This window comes from Burkholderia sp. AU33423, assembly GCF_002223135.1.
Lineage (GTDB): Bacteria > Pseudomonadota > Gammaproteobacteria > Burkholderiales > Burkholderiaceae > Burkholderia > Burkholderia lata_D.
The window spans coordinates 759,283-777,298 of sequence record NZ_NKFH01000004.1 but is presented as its reverse complement, the minus strand read 5'-3'; the positions used below and the strand labels follow the sequence as shown (position 1 = coordinate 777,298).

The 18,016-nt window shown below is 66.6% G+C and carries 18 protein-coding genes; 3 read left to right on the top strand and 15 right to left on the bottom strand.

Annotated elements, in window-relative coordinates:
- Nucleotides 1–163: 163 nt before the first annotated feature.
- Nucleotides 164–2,128 carry a PhoX family protein gene (locus CFB50_RS06305; protein ID WP_089445272.1) on the top strand — a complete coding sequence of 655 codons (1,965 nt, stop codon included), beginning with the start codon at nucleotides 164–166 and terminating at the stop codon, nucleotides 2,126–2,128.
- A 96-nt stretch (nucleotides 2,129–2,224) separates the two neighbouring features.
- On the opposite strand, the gene CFB50_RS06300 is transcribed toward CFB50_RS06305, so the two are convergent.
- From CFB50_RS06300 to CFB50_RS40405, 13 genes are all read right to left on the bottom strand, one after another.
- Nucleotides 2,225–2,857, bottom strand: a complete 633-nt coding sequence (locus CFB50_RS06300; protein WP_089445271.1) for a type II secretion system protein — start codon at nucleotides 2,855–2,857, stop codon at nucleotides 2,225–2,227.
- Nucleotides 2,854–3,243 carry a type II secretion system protein gene (locus CFB50_RS06295; protein ID WP_069249252.1) on the bottom strand — a complete coding sequence of 130 codons (390 nt, stop codon included), beginning with the start codon at nucleotides 3,241–3,243 and terminating at the stop codon, nucleotides 2,854–2,856. The genes CFB50_RS06300 and CFB50_RS06295 overlap by 4 nt, the downstream gene beginning before the upstream one ends.
- Nucleotides 3,244–3,251: 8 nt before the next feature.
- Nucleotides 3,252–3,809 (bottom strand): type II secretion system protein, encoded by a 558-nt coding sequence (locus tag CFB50_RS06290; protein ID WP_256978754.1) that lies wholly within the window; start codon nucleotides 3,807–3,809, stop codon nucleotides 3,252–3,254.
- A 3-nt stretch (nucleotides 3,810–3,812) separates the two neighbouring features.
- Entirely contained in the window at nucleotides 3,813–6,131 is a 2,319-nt protein-coding gene (locus CFB50_RS06285) for a type IV pilus secretin PilQ (RefSeq protein WP_089445269.1), read from the bottom strand.
- Nucleotides 6,132–6,683, bottom strand: coding sequence for a hypothetical protein (locus tag CFB50_RS06280; RefSeq protein WP_373452943.1), 552 nt, complete (start codon nucleotides 6,681–6,683; stop codon nucleotides 6,132–6,134). It abuts the gene before it with no gap.
- A gap of 38 nt (nucleotides 6,684–6,721) precedes the next feature.
- A complete protein-coding gene (locus tag CFB50_RS06275) occupies nucleotides 6,722–7,288 on the bottom strand; it encodes a hypothetical protein (protein ID WP_089445267.1) in 567 nt (188 codons plus the stop codon).
- Complete coding sequence (locus tag CFB50_RS06270) at nucleotides 7,285–7,815, bottom strand: hypothetical protein (protein ID WP_089445266.1); 531 nt, start codon at nucleotides 7,813–7,815, stop codon at nucleotides 7,285–7,287. Before CFB50_RS06270 ends, CFB50_RS06275 begins: the two co-directional genes overlap by 4 nt.
- The gene (locus CFB50_RS06265; protein WP_089445265.1) at nucleotides 7,812–8,732 is read right to left on the bottom strand and encodes a hypothetical protein; all 921 of its coding nucleotides are present in this window, start codon (nucleotides 8,730–8,732) and stop codon (nucleotides 7,812–7,814) included. Before CFB50_RS06265 ends, CFB50_RS06270 begins: the two co-directional genes overlap by 4 nt.
- Nucleotides 8,713–10,434, bottom strand: a complete 1,722-nt coding sequence (locus tag CFB50_RS06260; RefSeq protein ID WP_089445264.1) for a GspE/PulE family protein — start codon at nucleotides 10,432–10,434, stop codon at nucleotides 8,713–8,715. Before CFB50_RS06260 ends, CFB50_RS06265 begins: the two co-directional genes overlap by 20 nt.
- A gap of 18 nt (nucleotides 10,435–10,452) precedes the next feature.
- Nucleotides 10,453–11,655: a type II secretion system F family protein gene (locus CFB50_RS06255; RefSeq protein ID WP_089445263.1), complete on the bottom strand. Its 1,203-nt coding sequence runs from the start codon at nucleotides 11,653–11,655 to the stop codon at nucleotides 10,453–10,455.
- 55 nt (nucleotides 11,656–11,710) lie between these two features.
- Nucleotides 11,711–12,127, bottom strand: coding sequence for a type II secretion system major pseudopilin GspG (gene gspG / locus CFB50_RS06250; protein WP_069249251.1), 417 nt, complete (start codon nucleotides 12,125–12,127; stop codon nucleotides 11,711–11,713).
- Nucleotides 12,128–12,346: 219 nt separating this feature from the next.
- Entirely contained in the window at nucleotides 12,347–13,021 is a 675-nt protein-coding gene (locus CFB50_RS06245) for a response regulator (RefSeq protein ID WP_069247548.1), read from the bottom strand.
- 30 nt (nucleotides 13,022–13,051) lie between these two features.
- Entirely contained in the window at nucleotides 13,052–13,624 is a 573-nt protein-coding gene (locus tag CFB50_RS40405) for an SCO family protein (RefSeq protein WP_373452951.1), read from the bottom strand.
- Nucleotides 13,625–14,164: 540 nt separating this feature from the next.
- Between CFB50_RS40405 and CFB50_RS06235 the strand changes: the two genes are divergently transcribed.
- Nucleotides 14,165–15,403 (top strand): sensor histidine kinase, encoded by a 1,239-nt coding sequence (locus tag CFB50_RS06235; protein WP_256978751.1) that lies wholly within the window; start codon nucleotides 14,165–14,167, stop codon nucleotides 15,401–15,403.
- 14 nt (nucleotides 15,404–15,417) lie between these two features.
- Here the strand turns inward: CFB50_RS06235 and CFB50_RS06230 are convergent, their stop codons facing one another.
- A complete protein-coding gene (locus CFB50_RS06230) occupies nucleotides 15,418–16,197 on the bottom strand; it encodes a response regulator (protein ID WP_089446043.1) in 780 nt (259 codons plus the stop codon).
- A 511-nt stretch (nucleotides 16,198–16,708) separates the two neighbouring features.
- On the opposite strand from CFB50_RS06230, the gene CFB50_RS06225 reads away from it, so the two are divergent.
- Entirely contained in the window at nucleotides 16,709–17,338 is a 630-nt protein-coding gene (locus tag CFB50_RS06225; protein ID WP_089445259.1) for a transglycosylase SLT domain-containing protein, read from the top strand.
- A gap of 106 nt (nucleotides 17,339–17,444) precedes the next feature.
- Here CFB50_RS06225 and CFB50_RS06220 read toward each other — a convergent pair whose 3' ends face one another.
- Nucleotides 17,445–17,954 carry a DUF1269 domain-containing protein gene (locus CFB50_RS06220; RefSeq protein ID WP_089445258.1) on the bottom strand — a complete coding sequence of 170 codons (510 nt, stop codon included), beginning with the start codon at nucleotides 17,952–17,954 and terminating at the stop codon, nucleotides 17,445–17,447.
- Nucleotides 17,955–18,016 lie beyond the last annotated feature (62 nt).

Genomic DNA, 18,016 nt, shown 5'->3' with positions numbered 1-18,016 from the left:
CCGTTCACCTGACGGCCGCCCGACACATCATTACGTTTTCAATTCAAAAAACTTTCATCTAGCGTCCCTACACTTCCGTCCAGTTTTCAATTTGCCTTCGCCGAGCTTGCCGATCGCCTGCTTCGCGAAGGCCATTCTTCCAACAACTGAAACTGGACTCCACATGCCCGCGTTGCCCAATACTTCCCGTCGTCAGGCCCTGAAGATCCTCGCCGGCGCGCCGATGCTTCCGCTTTCCGGCCTCGCGCTGCCGGCCCTGCTGACGGGTTGCGGCGGCGACGACAATCCGGCGTCGACGCCGGCCCCGGTCGCCGCCGCGTACACGTCGGCGACGTTCTCGGCGATGGCCGCTCCGACGCTCGACAACGCGGCCGCGATGGCCACGACGACGGTCGGCTCGACGCTGTCGGTGTCGTTCTCGGACGGCTCGGCGCGCAACTTCAAGCTGGCGTACCGGCCGTTCTTCGTGACGGGCGACCTGGTGCCGGACGGCAAGGGCGGCACGACGCTCGCGGGCGGCTACTACGACATCAACAACCAGCCGATCATCGACCGCTCGGTGGCCGGTAAGGAACGCCAGTTCTATTCCGACTGCCCGGACGGCAGTTCGCTGCTGACGCTGAAGAACGCGAACGTGCCCGGCGTGAAGGGCAACACGGTGTTCGCGGTCGTGCAGTTCGAATACACGACGCGCGACCAGGCCAGCGCATCGCAATACGGCCAGCTGCCGTCGCCGATCGCGGTGCTGACGCTCGATCAGGATCCGGCCAACGGCGCGCTGAAGGTCGTCAAGTACCACAACGTCGACACGTCGAAGGCGCACGGGCTGTGGATCACGTGCGGCGCGAGCCTGTCGCCGTGGGGCACGCACCTGTCGAGCGAGGAGTACGAGCCGGACGCGACGAAGGTCGCGACCGACGCGCAGTTCAAGGCGTTCAGCAAGAACACCTTCGGCGACGAGACGAAGGCGAACCCCTACCACTACGGCCACCTGCCCGAGATCACCGTGAATCCGGACGGCACGGGCAGCGTGAAGAAGCACTACTGCCTCGGCCGCATCTCGCACGAGCTGATCCAGGTGATGCCGGACCAGCGCACCGTGATGATGGGTGACGACGCCACCAACGGCGGCCTGTTCATGTTCGTCGCCGACAAGGCGGCCGACCTGTCGGCCGGCACGCTGTACGTCGCGAAGTGGACGCAGACGTCGTCCGCCGGCGCGGGCACCGCGACGCTCACATGGATCAAGATCGGCCACGCGACCAGCAGCGAGATCGAAGCGCTCGCGAACACGCTGAAGGCGTCGGACATCATGGACCTGGTGACTACCGACCCGAACGATGCGAGCTACACGAAGATCCACTTCGGCGGCAAGTTCAACTGGATGCGCGTGAAGCCGGGGATGGAAAAAGCGGCCGCGTTCCTCGAGACGCACCGCTACGCGGCGCTGCTCGGCGGCAGCATGGCGTTCACGAAGCTCGAAGGCACGACCGTGAACGCGAAGGACAAGATCGTCTACACGGCGATGTCGCGGATCGAAACGTCGATGGTCAAGGGCAATGCGGTGTCGCGCGACGTCGCGGTCGACAAGAAGATCGCCGCGGGCGCCGTCTATGCACTGAACCTGAAGGGCAGCCAGCGCGACACGACGGGCAGCACGATCGACAGCGAGTGGGTGCCGGTCGACATGGGCGCGCCGGCCGCGCTCGTCGGCGAGGATCTCGCCGCGGCCGACGGGCTCGGCAACCTCGCGAACCCGGACAAGATCGCGAACCCGGACAACCTGAAGTTCTCCGAAAAGCTGCGCACGCTCTTCATCGGCGAAGACTCGGGCATGCACGTGAACAACTTCCTGTGGGCCTACAACGTCGACACGAAGTCGCTGGTACGCGTGCTGTCGTGCCCGGCCGGCGCCGAATCGACGGGCCTGCACGCGGTCGACGAGATCAACGGCTGGACCTACATCATGAGCAACTTCCAGCACGCGGGCGACTGGGAATCGCCGCTGCACGACAAGGTCAAGCCGACGCTCGATCCGCTCGTGCGCGCGAACTTCAAGGATCGCTTCGGCGCCAGCGTCGGCTACCTGACCGCCGAGCAGACCAGCATCAAGCTCGCGAAGGCCTGACCGGGCGTCCCTTTCTTCACCACGTTCATTCGTCGGCGCTCCACGCCGGTTTATGCGCGATGCCCGTGTGGGCATCGCGCTTTTTTTCGTCGTCCATCAACGCAGACCGGACCGCGCCTGCCCCGGCAGGTATCCGCCCGCGAACCCGGAAAGGCTCGGGAAGCTGCCCACCGACGCAGACGCAGGCGCAGGCGTGGAAGCGGACGCACCGTCGGCCGGCGCGATCAGGCCGGGGGCGAGATAAAGGAAGCGCCACTTTCCGTAGGTTTCCTCGCCTTCGAAATCCGCATACCGAGGCGGAAATCCCGCGCGCTTGATCGTCGCCAGATCCGAGCTGCTGTAGATGCCGTAGAAGCGATCGGCGCGCCACAGGAATCCCCAGTCGTTCCGACCGGTGACCGGATCGGGATACGCGCGGCGCAGATGATGGATCGGCTTCGGAAAGCGGCTGTCTTCCAGCAGGTCGTCGACGGTTTCCGGATAGGCGCGCGCCAGCCGGTAGTAGTGGACGATCGCCCTCCGGTACTGATCGCCGACGAACAGCAGTTGCCGCTCCTGCTCGCGGCGACGCTGCAACGACCAGACATCCAGCGCGCCCGCCAGCGCGATCGACATCAGCATCAGCGCGATCAGCAGCGCCAGCAGCACGAGCCCGCGCTGACGTGCGGTGCACGGGCGGCCGCGCATCGCCCGCGCGACGACGTGCGCGGCTCGGCCGGCCTGGCTCATTTGGGCACGCTCGTCGCAGCGGGTTGAGCAGCCTGTGCGCTGCTCGCGGGCGCCACGTCGTAGACGCCCGGCTTGGTCTCGTCCGACGATGCGATCGCCGCCCACTTGTCGTCGCCGTTCACCGGATCGAGCGGGACCGCGCGCAGATAATGTTTCGAGACCAACTCGTCGAGCGTTTCGGGATACTGACCGTTGTCACCGTAGTACTGGTCGATCGCGTTGCGCATCACCGCGATGTTCTGTTGCCGGACCTGCTCCTTGCCGCGCTCGATGCTGTGCATGTAACGCGGCACCGCCAGCGTCAGCAGCAGGCCGATGATGGCCATCACGACCACGATCTCGATCAGCGTGAAGCCGCGAGTCCTGCGGATGCGAGCGGGGTTCATGATCACCGTCACCATTGTTTGTACGGGATGCCGTTGATGCCGACACGCGCGGATTTCGAGGTCACGTCGAACACGTCCTTGCCGGCCTCGGCGCTCCCGGATATCCCGTCGGCCGCCGGGTCGCCCGCCGCCGGATCCGGCGGCGTTCCATAGGCGCGCACGTCCCAGGTCTCCTCGGCGGGCGTATCGGGATCGCCGGCGAAGAACGGATCGCGCGGCACCCGGCGCAGGAACATCATCAGGCCGCCCTTCGGATCCCTCGCGTTCTTCACGCCCGTCACCAGCACGGCGAGCGACGGCGGATAGCCGGACGCTTCCGGTTCCTTGTCGATCTGCCCCGCGTCGCTCGCATCCTTGTACGCATCGACCGCGGTGCGGATCTCGCGCAGCGCGGCGCCGAGTTCCTGCTCCTTCTGGCGCTGCACGATCAGTTCGGAAAACGGCATGATCGCGAACGCAAGAATGCCGACGAGCGCGAGCGTGATCACCATCTCGATCAGCGTGAAGCCCCGCTGACCGGGATGACGAGGGCCGCCGACGCGCGACGTGCGGTGATGGATAGCCACGGTTCAATTTCCGGTGGGAACCGCGTGAAGCGGGTTTTCGCTCGGGATATCGCCCGCCGGCATCTGCAGCGTCGACGCCGGTGCCGCAGCCGGTGCCGCAGCCGGCGGCGCGGCCGGTGCCGCGACCTGCGTGGTCGACTGCGGCGTCGCCACCGGCGTCACGGTGGTGCCTGGGGCCGGCGCCACTTCGTTGCCCGCCGGCTCGGCGGCCTGCGCCGCGCCATCCGCGGGCGACGCTCCGCCTGTTGCCGCCGCGGGGGCAGGCAACTGCGGTCTCGCGAAGCGTCCGCCGTACGGTTCGGGCGGCGGCGTCGTGCGCGGCGCGGCCGGCATCTGCCCGAACGCGCCGCTCTCCGGCGACGGTTGCGCCCGGATCGCGGCCGCCTCCAGCGGCGTGGACGTCCTGCGGCCCGAGGTGCCGCCGCCCACGCTGCCGGGCACCACCTTCGCGACGGGCGCCGGCGCCGACGATGCGGACGCCGGGGCGGACCCTTCCGCGTTCAGCGCGACCGGGTCGAGCCGCAGCTGGTCGGCGTGCACGTTGACGTCGGTGCCCGACCACACTTCCTGCGTGTCCGAATCCGCCGCGACCTGTGGACGCACGATGCGCGGTGTGATCTGCAGCACGATCTCGGTCTTCTTGTGATCGCCGCCATGATCCGAGAAGAGCCGACCGAGCAACGGCAGTTGCCCCAGGCCCGGCACCTTGTTCGCGTTCCGGCGATCCTCGTCCGAGATCAGCCCGCCGAGTATCTGGGTTTCGCCATCCCGCAGGCGCAGGCTGGTCGACGCGCTGCGCGTACCGATCTGATACGCGAGCGAGCTGAGGCCTTGGGAATTGCTGCTCGAGATCGTGTTGGTGATATTGCTGACCTCGAGATTCAACTTGATGCCGACGTCGCCGTCGCGGTAAACCTGCGGCTCCACTTCGAGCTTGATGCCGACATCGAGGTACTGGATCATCTGCGTGAACGACGGGCCGCTCGTGCTCGGCGTGCTCGAGCTCGAAATCACCGGCACCTTGTCGCCGATCATGATGCGCGCCTTCTCCTTATTGCGCGTGCGGATGCGCGGGCTCGCGAGCAGGTTCGCGTCGGTATCCGTGAGCTTGAAATCCGCGGTCGCGGACAGGCCGCTGACATTCAGTGCATTGATCGGCAGATGGTGCAGCCCGCCCCAGGTATTCGCCGTGCTCGGCGTCGACACCGTGAACGAATTCGGCCAGTCGATGCCGAGCTGCGTCATCCGCTCGTGCGACACCTCCAGCACCTGCACTTCGAGCATCACCTCCGGTTCCGGCAGGTCCTGCGCGGCGATCATCTCCTCGGCGACCTTGATCATGTCCGGCGTGCCGCGGATCGTCACGGTGTTCGCGTGCTCGTCGATCACGACTTCCTTCACCTTCAGCAGGCTCTTCAGCAGCGACTGGATCTGCTTGGCATCGACGTTCGACAGCTGGAACGTGCGCACCTTGAGCTCCTGGTATTCGAGTTCCTTCGCGGGTGTCGCCGGATAGATGAACAACGTGTTCGCGTTCATCTGCTTCTTGTCGAGCTGGTTCTGCATCAGGATCATGTCGACCGTGTCCTGCAGCGACGCGTTCTGCACGAAGATCGTCGTCTTCAGGTCGGCGCGCACGTCGCGGTCGAAAATGACGTTCAGTCCGGAGGTCCGCGACAGCGCCTCGAACACCATCCGCACATTGGCGTCGCGGAACTGCAGCGACACCGGCGTGCGCATGATCGACGAAGCGGCGAGCTTGTCGTCCCGCTCCGCGCGTTGCTGCTGGCGCTTTGCGTCGAGTTCCGACTGCATGCTCAGCGCCATCGCATTGGCCGGATCCTCGACCAGCACGCGATGCACGCGGTCGGCCGCCGGCGCGTACGAGCCGCGCTTCATCATGCGGTCCGCTTCCTGCAGGATCGCCAGATGCTTGCGGTCCTGCTCGATCATCGTGCCGATCCGGCGCGCGCGCTCGCTGGTCGGGTCGAGCTCGGCCGCCATGTAGGCGGACCGCGCCGCGTCGTCGAACTGGTTCTGCCGGCGAAACGTGTCGGCGTTGTCCAGCAACTCGTTGACCTGCGCGTCGCGGTCGTGCATCGCGTCGATCCTCACCTGCGCATTGGTCGGATCGTCGTGAACGTTCGGCACATGCGCGCAGCCGCCGCCCGCGAGCAGCGCCACGGCGATCGCCAGCGCGCGTGTCGTCGCGATCCGGCTGACCGGCGCATGCCGGAGGTCGAACGGGGCGGCAGGCGTGAGGAGGGTCGACGGGCCGCTGTCCCCGGTGCGGCGCGCATCCCGTGTGCGTGAGGTTTTCATCTACTTTCCTTCCACTGGAATGGACACCACCTGCACCTGGTTCAGCGGCAGATAGGTGAGCACCACGCTCGACTCCGAAACCGACTCGACGCGATACTGGCGATCGATCACGTCGCCCGGAGACACGATCAGCAATTGATCCCCGTTGCTGAGAAACACACGCGGCCTGGCCGCCTTGGCATCCTGTTCGCCGACAAAGGTGAAAGGCATCGGCGGCGCCGTCGGCGGCGCCGGACGCGTTTCGGGCGGCGGCGGCACGACGGGGGGCGGCGGCAGCCACGACGACGCGGTGAACGGGTCGTGCGCCGCCTCGACGGACACCGGCGCACGCAATGCGGCGAGCCGCTCCAGCGGCGTCGGCGCCGCGACCGGTGGCGCGGGTCGCGACGCGGGCGTGGCCGGCGCGGCGTGCGCGGCGGCCCGGGCTGCCGGTGCGTGTGCGCTGTCGCGATGCACGCCGGCAATCGCCGCAACCGGCGACGTGCTCCGCGTCGCCGCGACCAGCACGCGATACCCGGCGCCGGCGAAGACGACGCAGCACAGTGCCAGCACGATACGCGTGCGCGAAGCCGGCTTCAGGGCGATGGCGTTCATGGCTGCGCGCTCCGGTAGATGAGCTCGAAGCGCACCCGCGCATCGAGGATATTGCTGCCCACCGCGGGACGCTCGACGTGGATTTCCTGCAGCGCCGCATTCGGCACGGTGTTGAGCACCGACGCCAGGAAATGCCGGATTGCGCCGTACTGATCCTTGACCGGCAACAGCACCTCGTAGCGCGCGAAGCGCGCGCCTGAATCGGTCGTCACCTGGTACTCGGCGGAGCCGAGCGTCAGGTGACTGTCGCGCGCCTGCGCGAAGATCGACGCGATGTCATCCGCGCTTTGCGTGAAACGCGGGAACAGCTCGGGCAACGCGTCGAGCGAAACCGCCTCCGCCGCCGGCGCGGGCGCGCCGGCCGGACGATGGACGGGCGCGGCCCGTACGAGCCCGGCCGGCGCGCGCAGCGCGCGCGTATCGGCATCCAGGCCGGGTACCGCCGCGACCATGATGGTCGCGGCGCCGACCAGCAGCAGGCCGGCAAGGCCCGGCAGACCGAACGCGCGCCGCCATTCGAAACGCAACGTGAGCAGCCGGTCGGCCAACCGATCGGTTTTCATGACTTCCTCCAGACGGCGGTGATCTGGAAACGCACCGGCATGCCCGGCACGTTGCTCTCGACGAGATGGCCGTTGAGCACCGCTTCGCGCAGCACGACGCTCGTCTGCAGATACTTCAGGTACGCGATCATCGCGTCGGGGTTCTTCGCTTCGGCCGTGATGCGGATCTGCCCCTGCGCCGGGTTCTGGTCGATGCCGATCAGCGCGACGTCGTGGTCCGGATAGTCCTCGACGATCGAGAACAGCGTCTGCCACGGCACCGTCAGCTCGCGCAGCACCGCCCCGCTCTGCTTTTCCGCGAGCTTCTCGGCCGCCGTCGGCAGCGCCTTCGCGACGTGCCGCTGCGCGAGCGTCCGGTGCCGGGCGGCCTCCATGCTCTCCTGCACGCGGTCGTTCTCCGCGTAGGCGTGCCACAGTCGCGCGCCGCTGGCGACACACAGCAGCACGGCAACACCGAGCAGGATCATGCCGCCCATCCGGACGCGCGCGCCGCGCCGGCAGAAGTCGATATCGAGCGGCCGCATCATGGCGCATACTCCATCAGCCGGCGCGCCGGCGAGCCGTCGAGCGCCGGCAGTGCGGGCCGGATCGCGGCCGCGAAACGCGCCTCGAACGGTGCCGCGTCCGTGTCGAGCGCCGGCAGATAGACCGTACAGTCCCTGGACTTCAGGCCCGCCCGCGTCGCCGAGCGTTCGAACAGTTGCTCCGCGAGTTCGGCGAGCCGCGACGCGTCGCCCAGCTCGCCGGGAAAGAGGCGCTGCGCATCGTACGCCGCCCAGCCGCCCCGCTCGATCACGACCGCCTGGAGCAACGCGTCGGCGGCGACCAGCAGCAGCGCATCGCCGTCGGACTTCACAGCGAGACGGTTCAGCGTCTCCGGCAGACACGATCTCAGGCTGCGCACGCGCACCCCGGCGGCCGCACCGACATCGTGGATGCCGTCGTACAGCGTGCGCGACAGCGCGCTGGCAAAGAGCGCGCGGCCGCCGGGCTGCACGCAGAAGCGCACCATCAGCGATTCGACGTCGATCCCGTACGTATCGGAGAAATGGGCGAGCGCGATCGTTTCGAGTTCGCGCGTGCGCAGCGTGCGGAAATCGCCGCGCAAAATCGCGTGGCGGCACCAGAAATCGTCGAGCACGATGTGTGCGCTGCGCTTCGGCGGCGTCTTGCCGTGCGCCGGCACGTGCGCGTCTTGCTCCTGCGCTTCGGAGGCGGAGACAGTGGCATCGGTAGCGGCGTCAGGTGGCGCGGCAAACGCGGCACGCAGTGCGTCGAGCACGCCCGTCTCGCTGCCGAACCGCTCGTCGGGAATCCCGATGCTGACCGGATCGCCGGCAAGCGTGCGCCGGTGCAGCCGCCACGGTACGGACGTGCGGACCCCGACCACGACTTCGCGCGTGCCGACGCCGATCGCAAGCGCATTATTCGACCATGGTGACACGATTGATCTCCTCGAGCGTCGTCTCGCCGCGCCTCACCTGCTCGATCGCCGCCGATCGCAGCGTCGTCATCCCGTAGCGCAGCGCCGCCGCCTTGATGTGCCCGAGCGGCGCGCGCTCCGACAGCAGTTGCCGCAGCTCGTCGTTCATGCGCAGCGCCTCCGCGATCGCGCGCCGACCCCGATAGCCGCTGCCGCGGCACATCGCGCACCCCGCGCCGCGCCGAAACAGGTAGCCGCCGGCCGTGTCCGGATCGATGCCCGAGCGGGCGAGCGTATCGGCGTCCACGCTGTCCTCGACGAGGCAATCCGGGCAGCACCGACGCAGCAGCCGCTGGGCGACCACGCCGTTGAGCGCGGATACGAAGCTGTACGAATCGACCTGCATGTTCGTGAAGCGGCCGATCACGTCGAACACGTTGTTCGCGTGGACGGTCGTGAACACCTGATGGCCGGTCAGCGCGGCCTGCACGGCGATCTGCGCGGTGTCGGGATCGCGGATCTCGCCGACCATGATCTTGTCCGGATCGTGCCGCAGGATCGAGCGCAGCCCGCGCGCGAAGGTCAGGCCTTTCGCCTCGTTGACCGGAATCTGCAGGATTTCGCCAAGCTGATATTCGACCGGATCCTCGATCGTCACGATCTTCTCGAGGCCGTTGTTGATTTCGGTGAGGATCGCGTAAAGCGTCGTGGTCTTGCCGCTGCCGGTCGGCCCCGTGACGAGCAGCATGCCGTACGGCATGGCCGCGACCGAACGCATGAACCGCGTGTCGCCCGGCTGGAATCCCAGCGCCTCGAGCGTCAGGCCGCCCGCGGCCTGGGAAAGCTGGTAGCGGTCGAGAATCCGCAGCACTGCGTCCTCGCCGAACTGGTTCGGCATGATCGACACGCGGAAATCGATTTCGCGCCCGGCGTACATCGCCTTGAAGCGCCCGTCCTGTGGAATGCGGCGCTCCGCGATATCGAGTTCGGAGATCACCTTCACGCGTGACAGTACCTGGTCGGCGACGTCATGGCCGTCGACGCGCCCCACCACGGTGAGCACGCCGTCGACCCGGCACTTGATCATCAATCCGTTCGCCCGGCATTCAAGGTGGATGTCGCTCGCCAGCATCTTGAGCGCATCGTAGATCGTCGAATTCAGCAGGCGCACCACCGGACTGTCGTCGCTGCTGATGCCCTGCAGCGTCAGCGCCAGCGACGCGGGATCCGGCGCGTGCTGGATCGAATCGTCGAACGCGAGCGAATCCATCGCGCGGATATCCTTCTCGCGCACGGCCAGATACGCGTTGAGGTCCCCCGCGCTCGCGAGCGCCCAGCCGTACGGCATCGCCGGCCGCGCGCGCATCCGGTGCTCGACCCAGCCACGCGTGCGCGCATCGAGCGGGTCTGCGATCGCGAACAGCAGCGCGTCGCCGCCGTCGGGATCGCGGAAGCACACACACAGGCGCGCCGTCGCCTCGACGAACGACACCGTGTCGAAATCGGGCTCGAGACGATCCAGTTCGCGAATCCCGATCGGCTTCATGTGGAATTGCGCGGCGAGCCGCACACGTATCTCGTCCGCGCCGAGGGCCGTCTGCGCCATCAGCGCTTCGAGCGCGCGAATACCGGAACCGTGCCGCTCGCCGAGCGCGCGCAGGATATCGCGCAATTCGACGCCTGCGTCGGGCAGGTTTTCCGGGAGGGTGATGTCGGTATCCACGCGTGTCTCCTGAGCGGCCTACTGGATGCTCGACGCGATCTCGAAGATCGGCAGGTACATCAGCACGACGATGCCGCCGATCACCACGCCGATCACGATCATCATCACGGGCTCGATCAGTCGCGAGATCAGATCGATCGTGCGCGACACCTGCGCTTCCTGGAACGCGGCGATCCGATCGAGCACGGGCCCGAGGCCGCCGGTTTTTTCGGCCACCGTCAGCAGGCGATAGCCGATCGCATTCGCGAGGCCGGCCTGCTGGAACGCATCGGAGATCCTCGCGCCATTGCGGACCTGCTGCAGCGCGCCCGCGAGCGCGGCCTGGTCCGCCCGGCCGACCAGGCCGCGCGCAAGGTCGAACGCACGCACGGCGGGAATACCGCCGTCCACCAGCATCGCCGTCGTGCGATAGAACTGGGACTGGCGAAACACGCGGAAGTGTTGCCCGATGCCGGGCAGCGCCAGCAGGCGATCGGCGATCCAGATCCGCAGCGATGGCCGACGCAACGCGATGCCGGTCACCACGGCCAGCACCGCGAGGCCGATGCCCAGCCCGGTGCCGTGCGCGTGCACCATGGCGCCCCACGCCATCAGCAGCCTCGACATCAGCGGCAGTTCGCGGCCGCTGTGTTCGAGGAGCGTCGCGAATCGCGGCACGACGAAGCCGAGCAGGAACAGCACGACGGCCGCGCCGACGAAAAGCAGGACCGTCGGATAGATCGCGGCCGACACGACGCGCCCGCGCAGCTCGTGAAGCGTCGCGCTATTGCGCGAGTAACGCGTCAGGCTGCCGGCCAGGCCGCCGGTCTGCTCGCTCGCCTTGACGCACGCGACCAGCACCGGCGGGAAGATGTGGCTCGCATGCTCGAGCGCCGCCGACAGCGACAGCCCCTCCTCCAGTCGCCGCAGCAGGTCGCGATAGACCTGCGCGGACGCCTCGCGCCGCACGTTGCCGCCGAGCGTGCGCAATGCGTCGACGACGCCGACCCCGGCATCGAGCAGCGCCGCCAGTTCGCGCGCGAACATCTCGACGTCGAACCGCCCGCCCGGCATGCCTAGCCGGCCCGTGCCGCGCCGTTGCCGCCGTGCGTCCGCGTTCACCGACACGACGCGAAGGCCGCGCGCACGTGCGAGCGCCGTCGCGCTGGCCGGCGAATCGCTGTCGACGCGAAGCGTCTGGACCAGGCCATTCGTATCGAAAACACGCAGCACGAACTTCACGTCGATTCTCCTTGCGCACGGCTCGCGACAGGCACGGCCGCCGCGCCACGCATCGCTACCACGACGAGATCGTCACGTTCTCGCCGGTACCGCCGCCGCGTCCGTCCTTGCCCAGCGAAAACAGGTCGTAGTCGCCGTGCTCGCCCGGCGAGCGATACTGATAGGGCCGGTCCCACGGATCGGCCGGAACGGTTTTCTGCAGATAGGGACCACTCCACCGCGATGCGTTTTGCGGCTTGTTCACGAGCGCATCCAGCCCCTCCTCGGTCGTGGGATAGGAGCCGACGTCGAGCCGGTATTGATCCAGCGCCTGGCCGAGGGACACGATCTGCGCACGCGCGATCTTCACGTTCGACTTGCCGACCTGTTCGAAATACCGTGGCGCCACGAGCCCTGCCAGCAACCCGATGATGACCATCACGACAAGCAGCTCGAGCAAGGTGAAGCCGCGACTCGCGTACGCGCGGCACACGCGTCGTTCAACACGCTGCCGCTGGTCCGCCCCCCCGGCGGCCGGGATCGAGAACGATTCGTGGCTCACGGCTCCCTCCCTGTATCGACCCGCGGCATCGGCACCGCCGATGCCGTTGATTGCATTCTTGCTCGCGTCGGTACGGGTCAGAAGTAGGGAGTGCCGTCCATCCCTGTGGGTAAATCCCCTCCAGTTTCGCCATGCGTCAATGGAGGGTGTTCACACACGGTCGTCGTCGTTCAGCGCGAGCACGCCGATGTCGATCGCGAAGTGGACCAGGCCGGTCAGGTTCACGATGCCGAGCTTGCGCATGAGATTGGCACGGTGCTTGTCCACCGTTTTCGGACTGACCTTCAGGCACTCGCCGACCTGCCGGCTCGTGTGCCCTTCGGCAACGAGCCGCAACACCGTGCGCTCACGATTGGTCAGCGCATTCCACAATCGCGCCTTGTGCGCGCTCGCGTCGTGCAGCCCGTGCAGGCCGGCGCGGGCACGATACGCGTCGAGGCTGACCACACACTTTCCCTGCATCACGAAACGCATCTCGCGAACCAGGTCGGCGAACGGCGAGTCCTTGACCACGTAGCCGTCGGCGCCGGCGAAGAACGCCTCGCGCACGTTGTCTTCGCTGCGATGGACCGTGAGGACGATGATCCGCGTATGCGGCGCGTCGCGCTTGATCGTCGCGATCGCTTCGAAGCCGCTGCCGCCCGGCATGGATAGATCCATCAGGATCAGGTCGGGCCGCGTCTTCTCGGCGAGACGGCAGGCCTCGACCCCGCCGCTCGCCGCACCGACGATGCAGTAGTCGGCCAACTCGGAAACCAGATGACTCAGGCCGACGCGTAACAGATGCTGGTCCTCGACGATCAGCACGCGGTGCTTGTTATCCAATTTCGACGCTCCCTTGCAGAAACGTGGCACCTAATTGGACGCGACGACATCGTGATAGGCGGCGAGCAGTTCGGTCGGCGTCGCGAAGCCGTCGATACGCAGCCACGGCTGGCCCGGCGCGGCCCGCACGAACGTCACCGGCGTGTGATTCATCTTGTCGCCGCGATACACATTGAATGCGCGCTGAGCCGCAACGCTCGCATCGACGGTACCGGTGTAGTGCTGCCATTCGGGGCCGGCACCGAAGCGTGCCGCGTAGGTCCGGAGCCGCTCGGGCGTGTCCGCCTCCGGATCGACCGAGATCGACATGATGTGCACCTTGTCGCGGTCGGCGCCGAGTTCGCCCTGCAGTTGTTCGAGTGTCTGGCTGACCATCGGGCAGATGGTCGTGCAACTGGTGTAGATGAACGTCAGGAACACCGGGCGGCCGTCGTCGAGCTCCTTGACCAGCGAAACGGCCTGACCGTCGTCGCGCACGAGCTGGACCGACGGCTCGGCATACCGGACGATCGTGTGCACGGTGCCCGGCATCACGGCGTGATGCATGTGCATGCCGGCGGCTTCGGTCGCGACCTCGGTCATGTGCGAGTCGGTTTTGCTCACCTCGCTCCCGGTGGGTGCGGCCGGTGCGTGCTCTGCGGGGTGCTCTGCGGGGTGCTCGGTGGCAGGCTCCGCGGCGGGTCCGGTAACAGGCGCAGCAGCAGGCGCGATGGCCGGCTCCGTCGCGTGCTCCGCGGTGGGCGGCGCAGCGTCGGCGGCGCTATCTACGGCGGTCCTGACCGGTTCTTCGACACCTTTCTGCATGTCCATTCCCATCGGACTTTCGCTGGCGTCCGGCGCGGCATCCTGCATGGCGCTCATGTTTGCGACGGCGCCCTCGGCGGCGCCACCGCCGGCGTTCATGATCTCGCTGCCATCGGGCGCACACCACGCGGGCGTCGTGGCAAGCGCAGCGCCCGCGATCACCCATGCGCGCATCGTCGATCTTGCGATCCTGTTCATACCAGCCTCCCTGACACGAGTGCAGGCGCCGGATAATTCCGTGCCTCGTCAATGCAGTGTCATGAAGTTGATCGCAAGCGTCATGGGATGACGCCCCCCAATGGCCGGTAGGACATGTCCGCTTGGCTGGAATGCCAGTGCATGCGTAAGGGATGGCCCTATGCATTACGCGCGAAATCCCCATGTTGCGGCCGGAGTCGGTCACGTCCTAGAATGACCGAAACCTTACGGTTTCCTGAAAACTGCGCATCGGGAGCTACCATGACTGAACACCAGCCCGAAGAGCCACGGATCAGGCTGCTCGACCTGATCGATGCGATGCGCAAGCTGCGCGGTGCCGTGCGTCCCGACGATCGCGGCACCGGTATCGTCACCGATGCGCGTGGCGCGGCGCTTGCCATTCTCGACCGCGACGGAACCTTCCTGGCGGTCAATCGCAGCGCCGCGGCGCTGTTCGGTTACACGACCACCGAGCTCGTCCACCGGCACCTGGTCGAACTGGCACCCGACGACGCCCACGCCGAACTGACGAATGAACTGTCGAGGAACAGCGCCCTTGCGCAGCATTCGTTCGCGGCCATGCTCAGCGGGCGAAGCGGCCATCCCGCGCGATTCGTCGTACATCAGCAGGTGCTGCCCGGCACCGGCCTGTCGCTGACGCTGTTCGAGGAACCGCCGCCCCCCGAGCCCGAACGGCGCGGCGCTGCGGCAAACGATACGGGCGTGCATGCCTTCCACACCTATATGCTGATGGGCCAACAGAAGGAACGGCATCGGCTTGCCGCGGAATTGCACGACGGGCTCGGCCAGGCGCTGACGCTCATCAAGCTGATGAATGAGGACGCGCTCATGCGCATCCGCCGAGGCGAGATTGCCGACGCGACGAATCTGCTCGACGTCGCCGTGTTGCGGATCCGCGAAACGATCGGCGAAGTGCGCCAGATCTGCGGCGAACTGAAGCCGCCGATGCTCGACAGGCTCGGGCTGCCGGCCGCGCTCGCTTCGCTTTGCCAGCGCATCGAGCGGGACGCGAACCCGCTGTCGGTCGAGTTCAATTGCAACGTCGACGACGACGACATACCGGATCATCTGAAGGCGGACATGTTCCGAGTTGCGCAGGAAGCGTTGCACAACGTCGTCAAGCATGCGCAGGCAACCGAAATCGTGCTCGGCCTGCAACACGATCCGGGCGGCCTGCTGCTGACGATCGACGACAACGGCGTCGGCTACGAGCGTCATCCGCTCTCGACGGACGACGCGCGCGCGGCGGGGCTCGGGCTCATCGGCATGCAGCACCGCATCGAGTCGCACGGCGGCACGCTTGCGATCCGGTCATCCGCCGCGACGGGTACACGCGTCTCGGCCACCTGGCCGGTCTGATGCGCCAGCCGCGCTCAGCGCTTCGCGCCGCCCGCCGGATAGTCATCCAGCCGCACGACGGCACCCTCAACCACCCCTGCGTCGACGACCGGGTGCGTCAGCACGTCGTCTACGTTCGGCTCCGCGCATTTCGCCGCGAGCGTGGTCAACAGACCCATGTTCATCGCGACGAGCACCAGTTCCGTCAGATTCGCGAGATGGAGCTTGTGCATCATGCTCGCCCGATACTTCTCGATCGTCTTCGGGCTCAGGTTCAGGTACAGGCCGACCTGCCGGTTGGTACGCCCTTCCGCGATCAGTTTCAGTACGCTACGTTCACGCGCGGTCAGGATGTCCCAAGCCCTTTTCGGCGCAGGCATTTCGCGCCCCGTCACGAACGAGTCGACCATGTAGCCGTATACATCCGCGCTCAGGTGCTTCTTCCCCTGCATGACCATGCGCATGGCGAGCAGCAATTCGTCAAACGAAACGTCCTTGAGCACGTAGCCTTCGACGCCCGCCCGCAGCGCCTCGCGCACATACTCTTCGTTCTGGTGGACCGTGAGCACGACGATCCGGATGGTCGGCATTCGACGCTTGATCGTCGCGCTCGCATCGATGCCGTTCATCCCGCGCATCGACAGATCCATCAGGATCAGATCCGGCGCGAGCGTCATGGCCAGATGGCAGACCTCCTTGCCGTCCCGCGCTTCTCCGACGACTTCGTAATCCCCCTGTGCGCAAAGCATCGACCGGAGCCCGTTTCTCAGCAGATCGTGATCCTCTGCAATGACCACTCGATATTTAGTATTCACGACTTCCCCCAAGTATTCCCGCGCGTTGGACATCAATGCCTCGTTGCACGGTGCCGGACTGCTTTCAATCATTTCATCGGTCCGGTCCGATGGCGGTTGTCCGGCCATGCCCGTTGTGCCCGCAAGGATCGCGCCAGCGCGCCACGCGCCAGCCCCCCGCGCCGGCATACACGTGCGGAATAGCCCCGCGGTAGCAGGAAATGTTTCAGGGTTGCATCGATTCAGCGTTGTGCGACGCATCCGTACGACTACGGATGGCGCGACTATCCAATCGCTTTCGTCGCGCGCGAAAAGATTTCTTCTTGAGCAACGATTGCGTTGAGCAAAAAACAATCGTCGCGCGTAAGGATCGTCAACTTCTGTCAATTACTGTGCGCTACCGATCATTACTTGTGTAACACTTTTGCAGCGCTGCCGCCGCGTATGGCCCCGGGCGTCGAAGTGTAGGAGGGTGCCCCATTGTCGATGAGCCGGCACGGCCACGACAATGCAGATGCAGGAGGCCAGAAAGATGCACCGCCACCCTTCATCCGGATTGAGCAAAGCCATCGTTGCCGCATGCGTGGGAATCGGCTCGGCATGGTCGTGCGTCGGCGTCGCGCACGCGCAGATTTACGGCACGGTGGCGAACAATGGCGTCATCGTCCTGACCAACGAGCCCGGCACGGCCAATCTGAAAGTGATCGTCGCGGCCCCCGGTCCGGCCGCATCGGCAGTGAAGCATGCCGCGCCGAAATCGGCGGTCGCGTCGTCGTTCGCGGACGTGATCACCGAGGCAAGCGCGGCGTTCAACGTTCCGCCCGAACTCCTTCGCGCGGTGATCGACGTCGAATCGGGATACAACCCGAAGGCGGTCTCGGACAAAGGCGCGCGCGGGCTCATGCAATTGATGCCGGAAACGGCGCGGCGCTTCTCGGGCGGCGACATGCTCGATCCGCGCGACAACGTGCTGGCCGGCGCGCGGTATCTGCGTTTCCTGCTCGACCTGTTCAAGGAAAACGTCGAACTCACGCTCGCTGCCTACAACGCCGGGGAGAACGCCGTGATTCGGGCCGGTTATCGCATTCCGTCGTTTCCGCAGACGCGCGAGTACGTGCCGCGCGTCCTGGCGCGCTACAAACGGCTCCTCGCCGCGAACTGAAACGCGGGCGGCACGCGATGCCGCCCGCGACGCGCGTACGATCCGCGGCCCGGCGTCACCGAGCGATGGCGGCCGGCGTGACACCGGCCGACGGGTCGAGAGACGATCAGGGAAATGCCGGGATGGTCGGATCTTCGCCCTGCAGATGCGCATCCCTATGATGAAGCTTGATCGCGTCCTCGATCTCGTGAACGCGGTCGGTCGGAACGTCGATCATCATCAGCAATTCGCCGTGCTCGATGCCGTCCTCGAAGCGCTTCAGGCGCGTGCTCGGCACGTCGACACCGATCATCGTCGCCACCCATGCGCCGAAGGCCGCGCCGAACAGCGTGATCGCCACGACGATGCCGCCGCCGATCCGCAAACCGTCGGGCGGGAACGCCAGCACGAGCAGCCCGAGCAGCATGCCGGTCCCGAAGCCGACCGCGGTGCCGCGCGCGAGTGACGGCAGCAGATCGCTGCGTTGCACGAGCGTGGCCTCCGGCAACCCGTCGCGCATCACATCGTGATTGGCGAGGCAATGGATATGTCGCCACTCGATTCGCAGCGACAGCAACTCGCCGACGATCGACTGCGCGCATTGCGTCGTCGGCAACAGAAAGTAGACCCGTCTCATGGTTCCTCCTACGTCACCGCGCAATGCGGCGATCCCCCCTTCGGACATTCTGGTCCGGCACG

Bases quoted from the DNA above. Each gene is read 5' to 3' on its own strand.
- CFB50_RS06305 (WP_089445272.1), top strand. From the start codon at position 164: ATGCCCGCGTTGCCCAATACTTCCCGTCGTCAGGCCCTGAAGATCCTC.
- CFB50_RS06300 (WP_089445271.1), bottom strand. From the start codon at position 2,857: ATGAGCCAGGCCGGCCGAGCCGCGCACGTCGTCGCGCGGGCGATGCGC.
- CFB50_RS06295 (WP_069249252.1), bottom strand. From the start codon at position 3,243: ATGAACCCCGCTCGCATCCGCAGGACTCGCGGCTTCACGCTGATCGAG.
- CFB50_RS06285 (WP_089445269.1), bottom strand. From the start codon at position 6,131: ATGAAAACCTCACGCACACGGGATGCGCGCCGCACCGGGGACAGCGGC.
- CFB50_RS06275 (WP_089445267.1), bottom strand. From the start codon at position 7,288: ATGAAAACCGATCGGTTGGCCGACCGGCTGCTCACGTTGCGTTTCGAA.
- CFB50_RS06270 (WP_089445266.1), bottom strand. From the start codon at position 7,815: ATGATGCGGCCGCTCGATATCGACTTCTGCCGGCGCGGCGCGCGCGTC.
- CFB50_RS06235 (WP_256978751.1), top strand. From the start codon at position 14,165: ATGCGTAAGGGATGGCCCTATGCATTACGCGCGAAATCCCCATGTTGC.
- CFB50_RS06225 (WP_089445259.1), top strand. From the start codon at position 16,709: ATGCACCGCCACCCTTCATCCGGATTGAGCAAAGCCATCGTTGCCGCA.
- CFB50_RS06220 (WP_089445258.1), bottom strand. From the start codon at position 17,954: ATGAGACGGGTCTACTTTCTGTTGCCGACGACGCAATGCGCGCAGTCG.